Origin of the sequence: Pseudonocardia nantongensis (genome assembly GCF_046546495.1) — a bacterium.
GTDB lineage: Bacteria > Actinomycetota > Actinomycetes > Mycobacteriales > Pseudonocardiaceae > Pseudonocardia > Pseudonocardia nantongensis.
Map to the genome: position 1 here is coordinate 62,499 of NZ_JBKGXT010000027.1, position 17,995 is coordinate 80,493.

General features: G+C 74.5%; 13 protein-coding genes. 6 read left to right on the forward strand and 7 right to left on the reverse strand.

Features of this window, described 5'->3' with window-relative positions:
* Window positions 1-8: 8 nt before the first annotated feature.
* Window positions 9-437 (reverse strand): roadblock/LC7 domain-containing protein, encoded by a 429-nt coding sequence (locus tag ACLFMI_RS23960; RefSeq protein ID WP_085910464.1) that lies wholly within the window; start codon window positions 435-437, stop codon window positions 9-11.
* Window positions 434-4,960 carry a nitrate- and nitrite sensing domain-containing protein gene (locus ACLFMI_RS23965; RefSeq protein ID WP_410950206.1) on the reverse strand — a complete coding sequence of 1,509 codons (4,527 nt, stop codon included), beginning with the start codon at window positions 4,958-4,960 and terminating at the stop codon, window positions 434-436. Before ACLFMI_RS23965 ends, ACLFMI_RS23960 begins: the two co-directional genes overlap by 4 nt.
* 412 nt (window positions 4,961-5,372) lie before the next feature.
* On the opposite strand from ACLFMI_RS23965, the gene ACLFMI_RS23970 reads away from it, so the two are divergent.
* The 3 genes from ACLFMI_RS23970 (at window position 5,373) to ACLFMI_RS23980 (ending at window position 7,926) form a co-directional block, all read left to right on the forward strand.
* Window positions 5,373-7,034 carry a DNA repair helicase XPB gene (locus tag ACLFMI_RS23970; protein WP_410950207.1) on the forward strand — a complete coding sequence of 554 codons (1,662 nt, stop codon included), beginning with the start codon at window positions 5,373-5,375 and terminating at the stop codon, window positions 7,032-7,034.
* Between the two features lie 40 nt (window positions 7,035-7,074).
* The gene (locus ACLFMI_RS23975; RefSeq protein ID WP_410950208.1) at window positions 7,075-7,323 is read left to right on the forward strand and encodes a hypothetical protein; all 249 of its coding nucleotides are present in this window, start codon (window positions 7,075-7,077) and stop codon (window positions 7,321-7,323) included.
* A 90-nt stretch (window positions 7,324-7,413) separates the two neighbouring features.
* On the forward strand, window positions 7,414-7,926 hold the full coding sequence (locus tag ACLFMI_RS23980) for a PspC domain-containing protein (protein WP_410950209.1): 513 nt from the start codon (window positions 7,414-7,416) through the stop codon (window positions 7,924-7,926).
* Here ACLFMI_RS23980 and ACLFMI_RS23985 read toward each other — a convergent pair.
* The 5 genes from ACLFMI_RS23985 to groL form a co-directional block, all read right to left on the reverse strand.
* A complete protein-coding gene (locus ACLFMI_RS23985; RefSeq protein WP_410950210.1) occupies window positions 7,890-8,555 on the reverse strand; it encodes a glycosyltransferase family protein in 666 nt (221 codons plus the stop codon). The genes ACLFMI_RS23980 and ACLFMI_RS23985 overlap by 37 nt on opposite strands.
* Window positions 8,556-8,842: 287 nt before the next feature.
* Window positions 8,843-9,190: a winged helix-turn-helix domain-containing protein gene (locus tag ACLFMI_RS23990; RefSeq protein WP_410950211.1), complete on the reverse strand. Its 348-nt coding sequence runs from the start codon at window positions 9,188-9,190 to the stop codon at window positions 8,843-8,845.
* Window positions 9,187-9,651: a hypothetical protein gene (locus tag ACLFMI_RS23995; protein WP_410950212.1), complete on the reverse strand. Its 465-nt coding sequence runs from the start codon at window positions 9,649-9,651 to the stop codon at window positions 9,187-9,189. Before ACLFMI_RS23995 ends, ACLFMI_RS23990 begins: the two co-directional genes overlap by 4 nt.
* A 72-nt stretch (window positions 9,652-9,723) precedes the next feature.
* Entirely contained in the window at window positions 9,724-11,631 is a 1,908-nt protein-coding gene (locus ACLFMI_RS24000) for a S9 family peptidase (RefSeq protein ID WP_410950213.1), read from the reverse strand.
* An 813-nt stretch (window positions 11,632-12,444) separates the two neighbouring features.
* Window positions 12,445-14,073 (reverse strand): chaperonin GroEL, encoded by a 1,629-nt coding sequence (gene groL / locus ACLFMI_RS24005; protein ID WP_410950214.1) that lies wholly within the window; start codon window positions 14,071-14,073, stop codon window positions 12,445-12,447.
* 228 nt (window positions 14,074-14,301) lie between these two features.
* Here groL and moeA point away from each other — a divergent pair, with 228 nt between their 5' ends.
* The 3 genes from moeA to pssA all read left to right on the forward strand — a co-directional run bounded on the left by moeA (window position 14,302) and on the right by pssA (window position 17,819).
* Window positions 14,302-15,564 (forward strand): molybdopterin molybdotransferase MoeA, encoded by a 1,263-nt coding sequence (gene moeA, locus ACLFMI_RS24010; RefSeq protein ID WP_410950215.1) that lies wholly within the window; start codon window positions 14,302-14,304, stop codon window positions 15,562-15,564.
* Window positions 15,565-16,078: 514 nt separating this feature from the next.
* Window positions 16,079-16,804 carry a phosphatidylserine decarboxylase gene (locus ACLFMI_RS24015; protein WP_410950216.1) on the forward strand — a complete coding sequence of 242 codons (726 nt, stop codon included), beginning with the start codon at window positions 16,079-16,081 and terminating at the stop codon, window positions 16,802-16,804.
* Between the two features lie 4 nt (window positions 16,805-16,808).
* A complete protein-coding gene (pssA, locus tag ACLFMI_RS24020; RefSeq protein ID WP_410950217.1) occupies window positions 16,809-17,819 on the forward strand; it encodes a CDP-diacylglycerol--serine O-phosphatidyltransferase in 1,011 nt (336 codons plus the stop codon).
* Window positions 17,820-17,995 lie beyond the last annotated feature (176 nt).

Here is a 17,995-nt window from a genome sequence, read left to right on the forward strand (position 1 = left end):
AGCTTCGCTCACGGCCCGAAGGAGCCCTGCAGCTCCGCGCGGAGCTCCGGGGTGAGCAGCTGGCCGACACGGTCCACCAGCAACGTCATCTCGTAGCCGACCAGGCCGATGTCGCAGCTCGGGGAGGCGAGCACGGCCAGGCAGGACCCGTCGCTGATCGACATCAGCAGCACGATCCCGCGGTCCATCTCGACGACGGTCTGCACCACGCCACCGGCGTCGAAACAGCGCGCGGCGCCCTGGGTCAGGCTGATCAGGCCGGACGCGACGGCGGCCAGCTGGTCGGCGCGGTCCCGGGGGAGCCGGTCGGACGCGGTCAGCAGCAGCCCGTCGGCGGACACCACGATCGCGTGCGCGACGCCCGGGACGCGCTCGGCGAAGTTGGTGACCAGCCAGCCGAATCGGCTCTGGCTCGGCTGTGCCTGCGGTGCCCTCACTGGTTCTCCTCCGGGTCGGACTGGTTCGGACGGTCGCCGGACGGCTCGGGGTCGCCGTCCGTGCTGCGCGTGGCCTGCCGGCCGGAAGCGCTCTCCCGGCCCTGCCGCACGCCCTGCTGGTAGCTGGCCAGCCGGCCGCGCACGCTGTCGGCGCTGCGCGCCTCGGCGGTGCCCGACGGCGGGCTCAGCACGGTGGATCCTGCCGCACTGCCGGGGAGCAGCCGCGCGCGCGGGCGCCGCTTGGGCAGTCCGGCGTGGGTCAGGTCGTCGGCACCGGGGTCCTCCGCGTCGTCCCCGGACACCTCGCGGGCCTGCCGCCAGGCGTCGTCGGCGGGGGAGGCGAACCCGGTGTCCGGGCCCTCCTGCGACTCCTCCGAGCGGCCCGGTGCCGTTCCCGCCTGCGCGACCGTCGCGGTGCCGCCGTCCTGCCATCGCACCGGGACCGACCGGTTCGAGCGGAACCAGGCCGACGCGATGTCGTCGAAGATCGGCGTGGTCTGGCTCATGTCGAACTCGGGGTCGGCCTGGGTCGCGCGGACCGGCTCCACAGCACCCGGCCGACGCAGCTGGCCGCGGTCCCGGCCCTCGACCGGCACCTTGGGCGCGAACAGCGCCTCCTGGTCCCCGGACTGCGGCGCACCACCCTGGACCGCACCGCCCTGGACCGCACCGCCCTGCGGCGGGCGGCTCGGTGCGGTCGGGGCCTGCCGCTTGGGCAGCGGGGGGACGCCGTCCGGTGCGTTCGGCGCCGGTGTGTTCGGCGCCGGTGTGCTCGGGGCCTGTCCGGGTGCGCTCGAGGCAGGCGCGTTCGGTACGGGCGCGGACCCGGCTCCGTTCGGGGCCGGACCGCGACCACGGCCGATCGGCATGACCGGCCGCGGGGTCGGACTGGGCCGTGTCCCGCCCGGGCCCGATCCGCCAGGGCGGCCCATCGGCTCGCGCCCGGACGGCCGCACCGTCGGGATGGACGCCGTCTCCGGGTCGGCCGTGCCGTCCGGCGCGTCCGCGGGTGCCCGGCGGGCGGCACCGCCGTCCGCGACCGCCGGTGTGGACCCGGTGTCACCGGTCCGGCGGGCCGGGGTCTCCGGTGCCGCGGTGGTGCCGGTCGTGTCCCCGGTTGCGGCCCCGGTGGTGTCCTCGGCGGTTCCGCCGAGCCCGGCGGCCTCGGATGCGGTGGCGCCGGATCCGGGTTCTGCGGCGCCGGTGGCCGCTGCAGCGGCGGTACCGGTTCCGGCACCGGTGGACGGCGTGTCCTCGCCGGCCGCGCCGTCCTGCGCGCTGTCCCGGCCGACGTCGTCCCGGCCGTCGTTCCTGCCGCTGACGTTCCCGCCGCTGTCGTCCCGGTCGCCGTCCGCGGTGGGCCGGACACCAGCACGGTCGGTTCCTGCACGGTCGGCGTCCCCGCCGGCCGTGGCGGCCCGGGCGGCGGACGCGTCGGGCTCCGGGGGGCCGTCGCCGGTCGCCGCGTCGATGACGACGGTGTCGTCCATCTCCCGCCGGTCCGGCGGCCCGGCCGGACCGCTCCGGTGGTCGGCACCCTCGGTGCGGTCGGCGTCGGCCCGGTCGGTGTCGGCCCCGTCGTTCTCGGTGCGGTCGTTCTCGGTGCGGTCGTTCTCGGGCCCGGTGCGGCGACCCGCACGGATCGCGGCCGCGGTGGCACCGGCGATGCCGGTCGCACCGAGCGCGGCACCGGCGATCCTGCCCGGCCCCGGGCCGGCGTCGGCACCGTCGGCCGGCTGCCGGCCGTCGGTGTCCGCGTCGCTCTCCCGGTCGGTGACGCCGGTCCCGGCCCCACCACCGGCATCGGCGGTGCGGGAACCGGTCGCGACGGCCGTGTCCCGCTCGTCGCCGGTGTCCCCGGAACGCCCGGTGCCCTCGGAACGCCCGGTGCCCTCGGAACGCCCGGTGCCCTCGGAACGCCCGGTGTCCTCGGAACGCCCGGTGTCCTCGGAACGCTCGTCGTCGTCCGAGGTGTCCCCGGCGTCTCCGGCGCCGTCGGTGCGGTCCGGCCCGGAGCGACCGGGCCCGTGCGGGCCGGAGCCGCCGGGCCCGTGCGGCCCGGTGCCGGTGGGGTCGGTGCCCTGCTCGGGCGGGCCGGCGAGATCGGTGGCGGTGCTGCCGTCGGTCCCGCCGTCGGCCGGGGTGAAGACGTCGGCCGGGCTACGCTCCTGCGTCGGATCCTGCTGCGGCGAGGGCGCGAAGGCCTGCAGGCCACCCGGCGCGGAGCCGTTGAGCGACGCTTCCTTCCCGTTCACCGCATCATCGGCCAGCTCGGGGCGGTTCCGGCGCAGCGCCGAACCGGGGGTCCGGGTCGGCAGCGCCGCGCTCGAGCCGTTCCGGGCGGCGGCGCCGCCGGCGGAGCCGGCCTCGAACGTCGGGGTCAGCGGCCCGTCGGTACCCGCCACCATCGAGGGCAGCGGCCCGCCGCGCCCGGCACCGTTCACGGCGGTCCGCGGCGCCGCGGGGCCCTCGTCCGGGCCGCCCGAGGCGTCCGCGGTGGCGAACATCGGGACGTCCTGCTGCGGCGGGCGGCCCGGCACCTGCGGGGCGCCCGGACCCGGGTCGCGCCGCTGCTCGGGCAGCGCGGCCGAGGGGACCAGCTGCGGCGGCACCGTCACCGAGGCGCTCAGCCCGTTCGAACCGCCGCCGCCGGTCGCCGAGGCCAGCCGGACGCCGAGCCGGTGCCGGGCGGCCAGCCGGCCGACCACGAACAGGCCCATCCGCCGCGACGCCGACACGTCGACCTCGGCCGGCCCGGACAGCCGCTGGTTCGCGTCCACCAGCTCGGCGTCGGTCATGCCGACACCGCGGTCCGAGATCTCGACCAGCAGCGACTCGTCGGCGGTCCGGGTGGTCGACATGACGACCTGCGAGTCCGGCGGCGAGAAGTTCGTCGCGTTGTCCAGCAGCTCCGCCAGCAGGTGCACCAGGTCGTTCGCGGCGCGCCCGGCGATCGTCGCGGTCGGCGGGGTCTGCACGACGACCCGCTGGTACTGCTCGACCTCGGACACCGCGGCCCGGAGCACGTCCACGACCTGCACCGGCGCGACGTTTCGCTTGGCCAGGTCGGTGCCCGCGAGGACCAGCAGATTCTCGCTGTTGCGCCGCATACGGGTCGCCAGGTGGTCGAGCTGGAACAGGTTGGACAGCTGGTCCGGGTCCTGCTCGTTGCTCTCCAGCTGCTCGATCAGCTGCAGCTGCCGCTCGACCAGGGCCTGCGAGCGCCGGGAGAGGTTGACGAACATGCTGTTGACGTTCTGCTGCAGCGCGGCCTGGTCGGCCGCGAGCCGGATCGCCTGCCCGTGCACGGCGTCGAACGCCCGAGCCACCTCGCCGATCTCGTCGCGGCTCTCCAGCGGCACCGGTTCGACCAGCGCGTTCGGGGCCTGACCGGCCCGCATGCCCTGCACCGCGGCCGGCAGCTTGCGCTCGGCGACGTCCAGCGCCGAGCTGCGCAGCAGCCGCAGCGACCGGACCATATGCCGTCCGAGCAGCAGGATGATCCCGCCGGTGAGCAGCAGGGTGAGCATCAGCAGCACCGAGTTCAGGCCTGCGGTGTTCCCGGCCTGCTCGGCGGCCGCCGCCCGCTCGCCGGTGAAGGCCTCCTCGGCCTGGTCCACCGCGCCGCGGGTGGCCTGCACCGAGGTGTCCACCGCGGCGTTCCACGCCGGCGCCTCGACGGCCGGCGCGGACCCCGGCGGGCCGGCCAGCACCTGGTCCAGCAGGGCCTGCCGCTGCCCGACGGCCCGGTCGCCGGCGAAGTCGCCGAACGACTCGGCCTGCTCCGGCGTCAGGGACGCCCGGAAGTCACCCGCCGCCGCCTGGAAGGAGTTCCCGGCGTTGATGATCTGGGCCCGCTGGGCTTCGTCGAGTTGTCCGGACGCGATCGCGCCGTTGACCACGGCCCGCTCCAGCGCGAGCGCCTCGAGGGCGTTCTGCCCGGCGCCCAGCGCGGTCGTCAGGCCCGCGGTCTCGGCGGTCTGCAACCGGCCCAGCAGGGCCCGGTCCAGCGCCAGGGTCCGCTGCACGACGGCGGTGTAACGGCTGGTCACGTCGGTGGTCGGGGTCGGCCCGCCGGCCACCTGCGACCGGATGATGGGCAGCTGGCCCAGCGTCGTCTCGGCCTGCTGGACGGCGGTACCCAGCTGCGGGGCCTGCTGCTCGGCGGTGTCCAGCAGTCCGGTGGTGGTCCGGACCGCCTCGTCGGTGGCGGCCTGCGCGCCGTCCAGGCCGGCCCGGTCACCCGGGCGGTCCCGGGCGACGAACTCGACCGCCGCGTTCCGCTCGGCCTGCAGCGTCCCGGTCAGGGTGTCGATCTGCCGGTGGACGTCCACCAGGCCGCTGCCGCGGCTCAGCTCCTCCGCCACGTTCGCCTGGTCGACGACCCGGATGGCGCCGATGGACAGGGCGAGGACCGTGGGGACCAGGCCGACGACCGCCAGCTTGGCGACCAGGCTCCAGTTCCGCGGGTCGAGTCGCTCCTGCCAGGCACTCCGGCGTTCCGCGCTGGTCACGGTGGTCACGTCGAGGTCTCCCTGTCGGTCTCCGGTCCGCACGCGGGCACGGGTGCTCCCGGGCGATGCCGGCGAGCGGCGGGCAGGGGAACCCGCCGGATGTCGGTGCACGGGTCGAGAGGGAGCATCAGGTGGTCCGGTGCGCCTTTCGGGGTCACGACGGGCCCGTTCGACCACTCCGCTCCGACACGGTGCGGCGGGTACCGCGTCCCGGGGGAGCCGGACGGATATGATCGGGCCGGGTCTCGTCTGTGCGTGACGGACGGCTCAGGAGTCTAGCCCCCCGAACGGGCCTGTCCCGAGTGGCGTAGCGACGCTCACCGACCGGTCACGTGATGTGACACACGCCGACCGCTCGTCTCCGCTCGGTGCCCGGCGGGCCCACACTGCTCCGGTATCCGGCGTCGAAGGGATTCGTTCCGTGACCGACGGTCCACTGATCGTGCAATCCGACAAGACCCTGCTGCTGGAGGTCGACCACCCCGATGCGGCCGAGGCCCGCGCGGGCATCGCCCCGTTCGCGGAGCTGGAACGGGCCCCCGAGCACGTGCACACCTACCGGGTGACGCCGCTGGCGCTGTGGAACGCCCGCGCCGCCGGGCACGACGCCGAGCAGGTGGTGGACGCGCTGGTCCGCTGGTCGCGCTACCCGGTGCCGCAGCCGTTGCTGGTCGATGTGGTGGACACGATGGGCCGGTACGGCCGGCTGCAGCTGGGCAACCATCCCGCGCACGGGCTGGTGCTGACCGCGCTGGACCGCGCGGTACTGGAGGAGATCCTCCGCCAGAAGAAGATCAGCCCGATGCTCGGCGAGCGGATCGACGACGACACCGTCGTCGTGCACCCGTCCGAGCGGGGACGCCTGAAACAGGCCCTGCTCAAGGTGGGCTGGCCGGCAGAGGACCTGGCCGGCTACGTGGACGGTGAGGCGCACCCGATCGAGCTGGTGCAGGACGAGTGGACCCTGCGCGACTACCAGCAGCAGGCCGTCGACGGATTCTGGGACGGCGGCTCGGGTGTGGTCGTGCTGCCCTGCGGTGCCGGGAAGACGCTGGTCGGTGCGGCCGCGATGGCCCGGGCCGGGGCGACCACGCTGATCCTGGTCACGAACACGGTCGCCGGACGGCAGTGGAAGCGCGAGCTGATCGCACGGACGTCGCTGACCGAGGAGGAGATCGGCGAGTACTCCGGGGAGCGCAAGGAGATCCGTCCGATCACCATCGCCACCTATCAGGTGGTGACCCGCAAGACCAAGGGCGAGTACAAGCACCTGGACCTGTTCGACTCCCGGGACTGGGGCCTGGTCATCTACGACGAGGTGCACCTGCTGCCCGCGCCGGTCTTCCGGATGACCGCGGACCTGCAGTCCCGGCGCCGCCTCGGGCTGACCGCGACCCTGGTCCGCGAGGACGGCCGGGAGGGCGACGTGTTCTCGCTGATCGGCCCGAAGCGCTACGACGCGCCATGGCGCGACATCGAGGAGCAGGGCTGGATCGCCCCGGCCGAGTGCACCGAGGTCCGGGTGACGCTGACCGACGCCGAGCGGATGTCGTACGCCACCGCCGAGTCCGAGGAGCGCTACCGGGTGGCCTCCACCGCGCACACCAAGCTCGCCGTCGTCCGGGCGATCCTGGACCGGCACCGGGGCGAGCCGACCCTGGTCATCGGCGCCTACCTGGACCAGCTCGACGAGCTGGGCGAGGTCCTGGACTGCCCGGTCATCCAGGGCTCGACCCGAAACAAGGAGCGGGAGGCGCTGTTCGACCGGTTCCGCCGCGGTGAGATCGACCGGCTGGTCGTCAGCAAGGTCGCGAACTTCTCCATCGACCTGCCCGAGGCGACGGTCGCGGTGCAGGTGTCGGGGACGTTCGGCTCCCGGCAGGAGGAGGCGCAGCGGCTCGGGCGGCTGCTGCGGCCCAAGGGCGACGGCCGGCAGGCGCACTTCTACTCGGTCGTCTCCCGGGACACGGTGGACACCGACTACGCGGCGCACCGGCAGCGCTTCCTGGCCGAGCAGGGCTACGCCTACCGGATCGTCGACGCCGATGACCTCCTCGGCCCGGCCCTTCCCGACACCGGGTGACAGGGGTCGTGGGCGCAGCGTGTCGGAGGGCACACTGGTCGTGACCACCCCGCCGACCCGCCCGGAGGACCGCATGTCGACCGTCATGTGGATCCTCATCGGGGTCGGCGTGTGGATCCTGGTCGCGCTGGCTCTGGCGCTGCTGCTCGGCCGGACCGTGCGGCTGCGCGACCGCCAGGTCCCCGACCCGCCGGAGGACCGGTCGTCGCCCGGGCAGGAGCGCCCGGTCACCCCGCCGCCCCGCTGCCCGCCCGAGCCGCGCTCGCCGCGACCCCCGCCCGGCGGCTGACGCCACCCCGAGCCGTGCGGGGGACGGGCCGGGGTCGTTCTCCGGGGCGATCCCGAGCCGCGGGCGTCGCCCGGCGGACACGCTGGACGCATGGACATCGCAGCGATGAACACCTCCGCCGGCACCGGACGCCCGGACGGCGGTGAGCTGGACCCGCCGACCGACCAGGTCCCCGCGGACCCGGCCCCGGCCGCCCCGACCGCCGCGACCGGCTCGGCCGACCCGACCGGCTCGGCCGACCCGACCGGCTCGGCCGAGCCCTCCGGTTCGGTCGCTCCCGAGCAGGCGCCGGGCCCGGAGGCCACGGCCGGTGCCGGGCAGGCACCGTGGAACCCGGGCCCCGCCGGTCCGGGCCTCCCGGCGCCGGGGACCGGCGCACCGGATCCGGTCGGCGGGACGTCGCTCGGCGACAGGGTCGCGGCCTTCCGGCTGCGCCGCAGCGCCACCGACAAGATGCTCGGCGGGGTGTGCGGCGGGCTGGCCGCCGACCTGGGCGTGGACGCGGCCCTGCTCCGGATCGGCGTGCTGGTCCTGACCCTGGCCACCGGCGGTGCCTTCGCCCTGGTCTACCTCGCCGCCTGGCTAATCGCCCCGGTCTCCTGACGACGGCGCCGAGATCCGCACGGGTGCCCGTCGTTCGCACGAGGTCCGATCTCGTGCGAACGCAGCGAACCCGTGCGGATCCGGCGCGGCCGGGAGCCGCACGATGCGGGCATGACAGGTGTCATGCGGCCGGCGCGAACACCGGACGCCGGGACGACCGGGACCGCCGGTACTCGGCCACCAGGGTCCGCAGCACCCTCGTCCCGTCCGCGAAGGTCCGCAGGTTCGTCTCGCCGTGGATGCGGGCCCGTTCCTCGGAGGCGACCTCGGTGATCTTCAGTCCGGCTGCGGCGACCCGGCAGTTGAGGATGGTCTCGATCTCGAACCCGTCGCCCCGGGCCGGCCGGACCGCCGGTATCCGGCGTCTCGACGGCGGGCAGGTCGAGCACCGGCAGGACGTCTGCCCAGAACGCGTTGTAGCCGTAGCAGAGATCGGTGTAGGACGTCCGGAACAGCAGGTTGGCCACCGCGTCGAGGCCGGCGTTGCCCCACCGTCGGAGCGCGGTGATGTCGTCGCTGCCGCCGCCGGAGCGGAACCGGCTTCCCTTGGCGACGTCGGCGCCGTCCACGAGCGCCTCGACGAAGGCCGGGATCTCTCCCGGATCCGCCGACCCGTCCGCGTCGAACATGACGACGATGTCACCGGTGGCCACCGCGAAACCGCAGGCTCCGGCAGCACGATCTCCAGGTTGCGGGCCTCGTTGCGGGTCGGCACCACGACGGACACCTGGGGGGACGAGCTCCGGACGGTGTCGGCCCGGCGAAGCGGACGCTGCCCCGGGACCGTCGGGTCATCGGTGTTCGCCGAGCTGGTCGGCGACGCCGAGCGGTGGTTCGGCATGGCTCTCCTCGTGTCGTGACGCCGGGCAGGGAGAACCCGGGCGGTGGACGGCTGTGGTCCCTCAGCTGTGGTTTCTCAGGGGCCGCTGGGCGGATCGTCGATGGCGTGGCGGAGCCCGGCCAGCCAGGCGAGATGGTCGCGCAGCGCGGCGCGCCCGTCCGCGGACAACCGGAACCAGGTGCGGGGCCTGCGCCCGACCGAACCCTTGCGGATCTCGAGGTAGCCGGTGTCCTCGAGGGTGCGGCTGTGCTTGGAGATCGCGGAGTCGCTGACCCCGACCAGGTCGCGCGCGGTGGCGAACTCGACCCAGTCGGCGCCCTGCAGCAACGCGCACAACGCCAGTCGCGGCCCGGTCTCGAAGATCGAGTGCCGCTGGCCCGCATCCGGGGTGGCCCCGGCGCCGGGACGACCGGCAGCGGTCACGGTGCCACCCGGCCGGCGGCGATGTCGGCGCGCATCAGGGTGCGGACCCGGATCTGGCCCAGGAACGTCACCACGGCCACGGCAGCCAGTGCGACGAACGCCGCGCCACGCTGTCCGGCGCCCACCAGCGCGTAGATGCCGAGCAGGCCGGCGGCGGACAGGGCCAGGACGGCGAGCCAGGTGAGGCGTGCGCTCGGGTAGGCGCCGATCCGGCGGGGGAGCTGGACCCCGGTCCGGCGGCGCCGGAGCACGGAGTAGAGGGCCGAGGCCACGGCGACCGCGAGCAGCACCCACGAGATGTAGGGGGCGCCGGCCGGCAGCAGCGACACCCAGATCGGGATGCCGGCCATCAGGACCAGGGCGACCCCGTAGAGCGCCCAGTAGGCGCGCGGGAACCCGGCGTGGGCGGAGAGCGCGCGGCGTGCATCGGCGACCCGGTCGAGCTCGGGTGTGTCGGACATGTCCTTCTCCCAACTGCATCAACTTTCGATATAGAAAACGTATGCGATGTGGACGGCCCGGTCAAGGCCGCCTCAGCCGTCGTGGACGAGCCCGCCGAGATGGCGGGCGAGGAAGCGTTCGGCGGAGCGGAACATCACGGTCAGGTTCTCCGGGCTGCTGAACATGTGGCCCTCGTCGTCGAAGACGAGGTAGTCCACGTCGACGTCGCGTGCCCGCAGTGCCTGCACGAGCTGGTCGGACTCGGCCTGCACGACCCGGGTGTCGTTGGCACCCTGCGCGACCATCAGCGGGGTGCGGATCGCGTCGACCCGGCTCAGGGGCGAGCGGGCGAGCAGATCGGCGGCCTGGTGCGGGTCGCCCGGGTCGCCGGCGTAGCGGAACCAGTTCGGACCCAGGCCGGGCTTGGCGTACTCGGGCACCGTGTCGAGGAACGTGACCAGGTTCGAGATGCCGACGTACTCCACCGCGGCGGCGAACCGGTCCGGGGTGAAGGAGATCCCGACCAGGGCGGCGTACCCGCCGTAGGAGCCGCCGAAGATGCCGACGCGGTCGGGATCGGCGTAGCCCTGCTCCACCGCCCAGTCCACGGCGTCGAGGAGGTCGTCGTGCATCTTCCCGGCGAGCTCGCCGAGCGCGGCCTGCATGTGGGCCCTGCCGAAGCCGGTCGAGCCGCGGAAGTTGACCTGCAGCACGGCGTAGCCGCGGTCGGCCAGGATCTGCACCGCGCGGTCCGAACCCCAGGCGTCGCGGGTCCACGGGCCGCCGTGGACCAGCAGGACGAGCGGCAGTCCGTGCGGGTCCACGCCGACCGGCAGGGTCAGGTAACAGGGAAGGGCGAGACCGTCGCGAGCGGTGATCGTGACCGGGGTGACGGGTGCGAGCCGGCCGGGATCGATGTGGGAGTCGGGGCGGAACAGGACCCGGCTCGTGCCGGTGGTGTGGTCGTAGAGATGGGTCACGCCGGGTTCGCGGTCGTGCGAGAACGACACGACCCACCGGCGCCCGTCGCGATCGGAGGAGACCGAGCCGAGGTCGCCGTCGGACAGCGCTTCCAGCCGGGGCAGGACCTCGGCGAAGTGCGGGTCGAGCGCGCGCACCACCTGCCGTTCGCCGAGGTAGCGCACGCCGAGCAGCTCGCCGGTGGCACGGTCGCGGATCAGCGGTGCGGGCAGCGAGGGAAACGCCAGCGCACGCGAGTCGAGGTCGAGCGTGGGGTGGCTGTCGACCTCGGCCTCGGCGCCGGTCTCGAGGTCGAGACGGACGAGCCGGACGCGGTCGGTGTCGCCGTCGTCGTCGCGGTGGGAGCCGATCCACGCGCCGGTGCCGTCCGGGGTGACGACGAACGGGAACACCGCCACCGGGTGGTCGGCGCCCGGGAAGGTCGTGATCGGGTGCAGCTCGTCGGATCCGGGGGTCGTCCTGGACAGCTCGCGGTCCCCGCCCGCGGTGAGGCGCTCGACCAGGACGGAGCCGTCGCCCACCCGGTGCACGCTGCTCGCGCCGGGGACGTCGCCGGAGACCACCGTCAGCTCGCCGGTGCCGATGTCGATCTCGCACAGCTCGATCGCGGTGCTCGTGCGCCCGGTGAGCCGGACGACCGCGACGCCCGGACGGCGGGCGGCCAGCTCCAGAGCGAGCACCCGTACCCGGGGCCAGGGGGTGAGGTCCACTGCGGGCGCGTCCGGGGTGTCCAGGTCGACCCGGTACAGGTGCCAGTTCTCGTCGCCGCCGTCGTCCTGGGTGTAGAGCATCCAGCGCGGGTCCGCGGTCCAGTGGTACTCCGGCACCGAGCGGACGTCGTCGGCGGTGACGCAGCGTGGTTCGGCACGGTCGTCGTCGAGGTCCTCGACCCAGACGTTCATCCGGCCCCGCCACGGGGCCAGGTAGGCGAGTCGGGTGCCGTCGGGGGAGATGGTCGCGCGGCTGCGCTCGGGCGGGCGCAGGAAGTCCTCGACGGCGATGGTGTCCGGGCGGCCCATGGCGGCCTCCTTCGCTGTGGTCGCGGGTCGGTCGAGGCCGATCGGACCGTGTGCCGTAGCGGCACGGTCAACACCGCCAGGAGTGTGAGGTGGAACACCGGACCGAGATCCCGCGCGCCGAGGTGCGCGCGGATGCAGGTGCCGCGCGACCACGACGATCCCGGCGGCCCGACGGGGCAGATCGCGATGCTGCGCGTGCCCGCTCGCGGTGAGTCGCAGGGGACGCTGATCCCCAACTCCGGAGGTCGGTGTCCCGGGAACCGACATGGGCCAGGTTCTGCTCGCCGCCGGACCGCTCGGCGATCTGACCCGCAGGCCGGTGACCAGCGCCGGCTGCAGCAGTACGCGTCGTTCCAGAACTCCTTCGAGCGGATGGCCGCCCTGTGCGTGTCGCCTGCGGAGTGTGCGCCGGGGCCGGGTCCGGCCCGGGCGACCGAGCGCTTCCAACAGGTCGTGCGACCGCTGCTGGACCGGCCGTTGCGCGACGGGAGCGGTCAGAACCGGACCGCAACGAACCTGGCCATCGGCTGCCTCGACGAGCAGCGCGAGACCCCGGAGCAGGCCGAGCAGTCCCGGGCCCGGATCTACGCGGCGGCCCCGTTCGCCGACCCGGGTCGTGGCCCCGCCGACGCCCGCGACGCCTGCGAGGCGTGGCCGGTGGAACCCGACCCCGCCTACCCGCCGGGAGGTCCCGCGAACGCGCCGCGGCCGGGCGGGTCCGGAACGCACCGCGGGGGCGGCACCGGCGAACCGGTACCGCCCCCGCGGATGGTGCTGGGCTGCGTGCGCAGCAGGCTCCGATCTACTCCGAGATCAGAAGTCCATGCCGCCCATGCCGCCGGTCGGGTCGGCGGGGGCGCCGCCGCCCTTCTCCGGCTTGTCGGCGATGACCGCCTCGGTGGTGAGGAACAGGGCCGCGATCGAGGCCGCGTTCTGCAGCGCCGAGCGGGTCACCTTGGCCGGGTCGATGATGCCGGCGGCGATCAGGTCCCGGTACTCGCCGGTGGCGGCGTCGAGGCCCTCACCGGTCGGGAGGTGGCGGACCTTCTCCGCCACGACGCCGCCCTCGAGGCCGGCGTTGATGGCGATCTGCTTGAGCGGAGCCTCCAGCGCGACCTTGACGATGTTCGCACCGGTGGCCTCGTCACCGTCCAGGCCGAGGCCCTCGAACAGGCCGGCACCGGCCTGGATCAGGGCGACGCCGCCGCCGGCGACGATGCCCTCCTCGACGGCCGCCTTCGCGTTGCGGACGGCGTCCTCGATGCGGTGCTTGCGCTCCTTGAGCTCGACCTCGGTGGCCGCGCCGGCCTTGATGACGGCGACGCCGCCGGCCAGCTTGGCGAGGCGCTCCTGGAGCTTCTCGCGGTCGTAGTCGGAGTCGGTGCGCTCGATCTCGGCGCGGATCTGGTTGACCCGGCCGGCGATCTGGTCGTTGTCCCCGGCGCCGTCGACGATGGTGGTCTCGTCCTTGGTCACCACGACCTTGCGCGCGGTGCCCAGCAGGGACATGTCGGCGTTCTCCAGCTTGAGGCCGACCTTCTCCGAGATCACCTCGCCGCCGGTCAGGATCGCCATGTCGGCGAGCATCGCCTCGCGGCGGTCACCGAAGCCCGGGGCCTTGATGGCGACGGACTTGAAGGTGCCACGGATCTTGTTGACGACCAGGGTGGCCAGCGCCTCGCCCTCGACGTCCTCCGAGATGATCGCCAGCGGCCGGTTCGACTGCATGACCTTCTCCAGCAGCGGGAGCAGGTCCTTGACGGTCGAGATCTTGGAGGAGACGAGCAGGACGTACGGGTCCTCGAGCTCGACCTCCATCCGCTCGGCGTCGGTCACGAAGTAGGGCGAGATGTAGCCCTTGTCGAAGCGCATGCCCTCGGTGAGCTCGAGCTCGAGCCCGAAGGTCTGCGACTCCTCGACCGTGATGACGCCTTCCTTGCCGACCTTGTCCATCGCCTCGGCGATGAGCTCGCCGATCTGCTTGTCGGCGGCGGAGATCGACGCGGTGGCCGCGATCTGCTCCTTGGTCTCGACCTCCTTGGCGCTCTTCAGGAGCGACTGGGAGACGGCCTCGGTGGCCTTCTCGATGCCCCGCTTCAGCGACATCGGGTTCGCGCCGGCGGCCACGTTGCGCAGGCCCTCGCGGACCAGCGCCTGGGCCAGCACGGTGGCGGTGGTGGTGCCGTCACCGGCGATGTCGTCGGTCTTCTTGGCGACCTCCTTCACCAGCTCGGCGCCGATCTTCTCCCAGGAGTCCTCGAGCTCGATCTCCTTGGCGATCGACACACCGTCGTTGGTGATGGTCGGCGCGCCCCACTTCTTCTCCAGCACGACGTTGCGGCCCTTCGGGCCCAGCGTCACCTTGACGGCGTCGGCGAGGGTGTTCATGCCCCGCTCGAGGCCCCGACGGGCCTCCTCGTCGAACGCGATCTGCTTCGCCATGGGGTGTTGCCCTCCGATAGAGGTGAGTCGAGAGATCGGATGCGGTGCCCGCGACGGACGGGCGGCTACCCTGCGCCGCCCTCACCGACCCGACCTGGCACTCCACGGACACGAGTGCCAGTGGATGCTGCGCCCGTTTCTAGCACTCGCCCGGTGCGAGTGCAAGGCGATCGGATGGGGTCCGGGACGGGTGCGCGGCGGCCGTGCGGCGAGAGGCAGGATGGCGCCATGAGCACCTGGTCGGAGACCGGTCCGCGCAGCGTCGACGAGCACCGGGCCGCGGTGGCGGCCCTGCTGGCTCCGACCGGCGTCGAACGGGTGGCGCTGACGGACGCGAGCGGGCGGGTGCTCGCCGAGGAGCTGGCGGCCGCGGTGTCGCTGCCGCCGTTCGACAACTCGGCGATGGACGGCTACGCGGTGCGCGCCGCCGAGGTCGCCGCGGCCGCCGCCGACTCCCCGGTCGAGCTGCCGGTGGCCGCGGACATCCCGGCCGGCCGGACCGACGTGCCGCCGCTCGCGCCGGGCGCGGCCGCCCGGATCATGACCGGCGCCCCGGTGCCCGATGGCGCGGACGCGATCGTGCCGGTCGAACGGACCGACGCCGGCACCGCGCGGGTCCGTATCTCCGCGCCCGCCGACCCGGGCGCGCACGTGCGGCGGGCCGGGGAGGACGCCGCCGCCGGGCAGGCGCTGCTCGGCGCGGGCACCGTGCTGTCCGCCCCGCAGATCGGGCTGGCGGCCGCGTGCGGCCGGCCGGACCTGGCGGTGCGCCGCCGCCCGCACGTGCTGGTGCTGTCCACCGGCTCCGAGCTCGTCGCACCCGGCGAGCCGCTGGCCCCCGGCCAGATCTACGAGTCGAACGGGACCATGCTCGCCGTCGCGGTGCGGGAGGCCGGTGCGACCGCCGAGCTGCTGTCGTTCGTGCCCGACGACGTGGAGCGGTTCCGCGCCGTGCTCGCGGAGAAAATGGCGGCGGCCTCGCCCGCCCGCCCGGACCTGGTGCTCACCTCCGGCGGGGTCTCCGCGGGCGCCTACGAGGTGGTGAAGGACGCGCTGACCGGGCACGGCGTCGAGTTCGGCAAGGTCGCGATGCAGCCCGGCGGGCCGCAGGGCTGCGGCACGCTGCAGCTGGACACCGCATCCGGCCGGACCGGGGTCGCGGTGGCGACGCTGCCCGGCAACCCGGTCAGCGCGCTGGTCTCGTTCGAGGTGTTCGTCCGCCCGGCGCTGCGGGCCGCGGTCGGGCATCCCGACCCGGACCGGCCGATCGTCACCGCCCGGCTGTCCGGGGACCTGTCGTCGCCGGCCGGCCGCCGGCAGTTCCGCCGCGGGATCCTGGACGCCGCGTCCGGGACGGTCGCCGAGATCGGCACCCCGGCCTCGCACCTGATCGGCGCGCTGGCCCGCGCGGACTGCCTGATCGACCTGCCCGCCGACACCACCGCGGTGGCCGCCGGCGAACCCGTCACGGTCTGGCTGCTGGAGGTCTGAGCGGCGTCGCGGCGGCGCCGAGCGGCCCGCCCCGGCTCGGTGCCGGATCGTCTCCGTGACCGGCCATCCCGCTCGGCACCAGACCTGGGCCGAATGTGTGACCCATCTCACCGGCATCCGGGGCAACGATTTCACCCCGCGCGACGTCGTACGAGGTGTGCGTTCGGCCGAAAGAGGTAGATCGGGGTTGTCCTCGACCGTGACCTGGACGGCCGGTCGTCGGGGAGGAATACTTTTGCTCGCGAAGGGGTAACCCCTTCACAGCACAGGACCCACCGCCCGTCGCTGGGGAGCGGACGAGCGGTTCCAAGGCCGGGGTCGTCGTCTCGGGGGACGGCGGCCCCGGCCCTTTTCGTACCGGTGCCCGTTCCGGGCACCGACGCCCGCGAGGCGATGATCGTGCCAGGGCGGCCACCGGTGGTGTCCCCGGGGTGCGTCCCGCTGGCGATCGGGGACCGGGCTCGGCGTAGCGTGACGATCCCCAGACCGGAGCCCGAGGAGCCGTCGACCCGCCATGCCCGAAGGAACCGGGACCTCGCCGACCCACATCGCACGCCTGGTCCGGGAGGCGATCCCGCCGATGCACCCCGGCGGCCGGCCGATCGTCGCCGGCGTCGCGCTGGCCGCGACCGGGATCCGGGCCCTCAGCGGCCGTGGCGCCCTCCCCGGGCTGTTGGCGACCGCGGCCACCGCGGCCTTCTTCCGTGACCCGCAGCGCACCCCGCCGGCCCGGACCGGCGTCGTCCTCGCCCCGTGCGACGGCACCGTCGCGACCGTCGGCGAGGTCGAGCCGCCCGCCGAGCTGGACCTGCCGCGGGTGCCGCACCCGCGGGTGTCGGTCTTCCTGTCCGTGCTCGACGTGCACGTCCAGTGGACGCCGGTGCACGGCCGGGTGCGCGCCGTCGAGTACCGGCCGGGCGCGTTCCTGTCCGCGGACCTGGACAAGGCCAGCGAGCAGAACGAGCGCAACGCGATCACCCTCGACGCGGCGGACGGGTACCGGGTGGGGGTCGTGCAGATCGCCGGGCTGATCGCGCGCCGGATCGTCTGCGGGATCTCCGCCGGTGCCGAGGTGGCTGCCGGGGAGCGGTTCGGCCTGATCCGGTTCGGCTCCCGGGTGGACACCTACCTCCCGCCCGGGACGGTGCCGCTGGTCCGGCCCGGGCAGCGCGCCGTCGGCGCCGAGACGGTGTTGGGGGAGCCGGCCACGGCCCCGCCCGCGCCGCCGGCGGAGGGCTGACGCGGTGGGGATCGGACGCCCCCCCGGCGGCTACCCCGCCGGCGTCCGGTTGCTGCCGAACGCGGTGACCGTGCTCAACCTCTGCGGCGGCATGTCCGCCGTGTACTTCGCGCTGCAGGGCCGGTTCGACTTCGCGATCGCCGCGGTGCTCGCGGCGGCCCTGTGCGACGCCCTGGACGGCGGCCTGGCCCGGCTCCTCGACGCCAGCAGCCGGATCGGTGCCGAGCTGGACTCGCTCGCCGACCTGGTGTCGTTCGGCGTCGCACCGGCGCTGGTGATCTACATCTGGCAGTTCCAGGACACCCGCGTCGGCTGGATCGTCGCGCTGGTGTTCGCGGTGTGCATGGCGTTGCGGCTGGCCCGGTTCAACACCCTGATCGACGACGACACGGACCCGCCGTTCGCGCGCGAGTTCTTCGTCGGCGTCCCGGCGCCGGCCGCGGCGATGGTCGCGGGCATCCCGCTCTACCTGTGGCTGCACCTCGGCGACGGCTGGTGGACCGCCGAGTGGGTGGTCGCGGCCTGGGCACTGGTCACCGCGAGCCTGATGGTGAGCCGGATCCCGACGCTCTCGCTCAAGACGGTCCGGGTGCCCCAGCGGGCGATCGCCCCGCTGCTGGTCGGCGTCGGCGCGATCGCCGCGGTGCTGCTGACCGTGCCGTTCCTCGGATTCACCCTGGCCGCGCTCGGCTACCTCGCGATGCTGCCCTGGACGGCCTACCGCTACCGGTGGCTGGCCCGGCACCCCGAGGCCTGGGACGTTCCGGTCCGCCAGCGCCGCGCGGTCGCCCGCGCCGCCCGCTCGGCCCGGCGGCTGGGCCTGCGCCCGCCGCTGCGCCGCCGGGTGGCCGGGCGCGCCGGGGCGATGGCCCGGGGGGTGCGCCGCCGGCTCGACCCGGAGGGCGCTGCCCGCCGGGAGAGTGGCGCGGTGGGTAAGGGCCGCGCCGTCCGCGGGCCCGGGGTGGCCCCTGCGCCGCGCGGCTCCGGCCGCCGGCTGGGCCTGCGCCGCCGCTGAACCGGGCGCGCGTGGTCGCGGGCCGGACCGCGCCCGCTAGCGTGGCGGCTCAGTGTCAGGGTGCAGTTGCCGCGTTGCGGTGGTTGGGATCCTGGCCGCTGGTGATCTGGCTCCTAGCGTGGGTGCCGCCCGGGTTCGGGTTGGCGAGTCATGGTTGTGCCGATCACCAGTGGCCA

Excerpts from the sequence above, each read along its gene's own strand:
- ACLFMI_RS23980 (WP_410950209.1), top strand. The coding sequence starts at position 7,414 with ATGGACATCGCAGCGATGAACACCTCCGCCGGCACCGGACGCCCGGAC.
- ACLFMI_RS23985 (WP_410950210.1), bottom strand. The coding sequence starts at position 8,555 with ATGTTCGACGCGGACGGGTCGGCGGATCCGGGAGAGATCCCGGCCTTC.
- ACLFMI_RS23995 (WP_410950212.1), bottom strand. The coding sequence starts at position 9,651 with ATGTCCGACACACCCGAGCTCGACCGGGTCGCCGATGCACGCCGCGCG.
- ACLFMI_RS24000 (WP_410950213.1), bottom strand. The coding sequence starts at position 11,631 with ATGGGCCGCCCGGACACCATCGCCGTCGAGGACTTCCTGCGCCCGCCC.
- groL (WP_410950214.1), bottom strand. The coding sequence starts at position 14,073 with ATGGCGAAGCAGATCGCGTTCGACGAGGAGGCCCGTCGGGGCCTCGAG.
- moeA (WP_410950215.1), top strand. The coding sequence starts at position 14,302 with ATGAGCACCTGGTCGGAGACCGGTCCGCGCAGCGTCGACGAGCACCGG.
- ACLFMI_RS24015 (WP_410950216.1), top strand. The coding sequence starts at position 16,079 with ATGCCCGAAGGAACCGGGACCTCGCCGACCCACATCGCACGCCTGGTC.